This is a genomic window from Streptomyces sp. NPDC002130 (assembly GCF_040296465.1).
Taxonomy (GTDB): domain Bacteria; phylum Actinomycetota; class Actinomycetes; order Streptomycetales; family Streptomycetaceae; genus Streptomyces.
In genome coordinates this window covers 1-1,373 of record NZ_JBEOXI010000880.1, presented here as the reverse complement: position 1 = coordinate 1,373, position 1,373 = coordinate 1, and the positions used below count along the sequence as shown (strand labels likewise).

At 62.0% G+C, this 1,373-nt stretch carries 1 protein-coding gene; it reads right to left on the bottom strand.

Going from position 1 to position 1,373, the window contains the following annotated elements:
- A partial coding sequence (locus ABT116_RS46585) for an acyl-CoA thioesterase (RefSeq protein WP_351647312.1) occupies positions 1–800 on the bottom strand: 800 nt, incomplete at its 3' end.
- Positions 801–1,373 lie beyond the last annotated feature (573 nt).

Below are 1,373 nucleotides of genomic sequence, written 5' to 3'. Positions count from 1 at the left end.
GTCAGGCCTTCCTGGACGACTGCAGCAACCATATTTCCTCGGCTGTCGAAGATTCGTCCCTGCGTCAGTGCGCGACCGAAGCCCGCTGACGGCGACGTCTGGTCGTACAACAGCCACTCGTCGGCCCGGAACGGACGCAGGAACCACATCGCGTGATCGAGCGACGCGCTTTGCATGGCGACGTCCATGTGAGGGCCGCGGGAAGATCCGAGCAGCGTCATGTCGCTCATGTACGCAAGCGTGCACACATGAAATACCGGGTCGTCCGGGAGAGCCTCGCGGGAACGGAACCACACTTGCTGCTGCGCGGCAGCGCCCGGACGTTTGTTGATGTCGGCCTTCGGCACCATTCGCAGGTCCCAGTCGGACCACTCGCGCGCCAACCACGCAGTTTCGGGGTCTTCCGAATCCTGGGCGATGGCCAAGGTCTCGGGGTCGGGGACCGGTGGCATCTCGTCCTGGTGCTCGATGCCTTCGTCCTGGACGTGGAAGGATGCCGACATCGTGAAAATGGCTTGTCCGTCTTGGATTCCGGTGACGAGTCGGGTCGCGAACGATCGACCGTCTCGAACTCGATCCACCAGAAAGACCGTCGGTTCCATCGGATTGCCCGGACGCAGGAAGTACCCGTGCAACGAATGAACCGAGTAGGCCGGATCGACCGTGCGTACCGCCGACACCAATGCCTGTCCGGCGACCTGGCCGCCGAAAGTGCGGGTCAGGGTGGTCTCCGCGATGATTCCTCGAAAGATGTCCCGCTCGAGGCGTTCCAACTCCAGAATTTCTTCGATCCTCGCCATCGATGCTCCACATCTTCCCGTGTACCGACGTCTACCGACCTTCACACAATGCCTGACGCACCCCCCGCCACCAAAGTGGGCATCCAAAATCAAGGAGTGACACGCCGATCTACTCAGAATGGTGGTGGATCGTCTCCGTGATCGACGGTCTTCCGTCGGCCCCTCTTCTTCATTCGCAGGTGCATTCGTAACCGCTGCCGCCGGCGTTCACCTTTGACGCGCACAGCCTTGTTTTCCAGACGTGTGCGCCGACGCCGACCGCCCTCGGGCGGTACTGGCTCGAGCATTCCCGACATCAGACCTGACGGCCTCGTTCGGTAGCAATGTCCGGTCGGCGAGGTCAGCATGACGCTGCGGTCCGGGTTCGAGGTGTGCATCCACTGACCGGAATGCTTGAGGCGGTGATGGTTTCGACAGTAAGCACTCATATTCGACGCCACGGTCTTTCCACCACGAGTGGGATCACGATGATCAAAAGGTTCAGTCTACGGCCGGGGCGGCTTCGTGCAGTACCAGTTCGTCGTCGGCCACGGCCGGGAGGACGCCCTGCGCCGCATCGTGCGCCGCATCTCC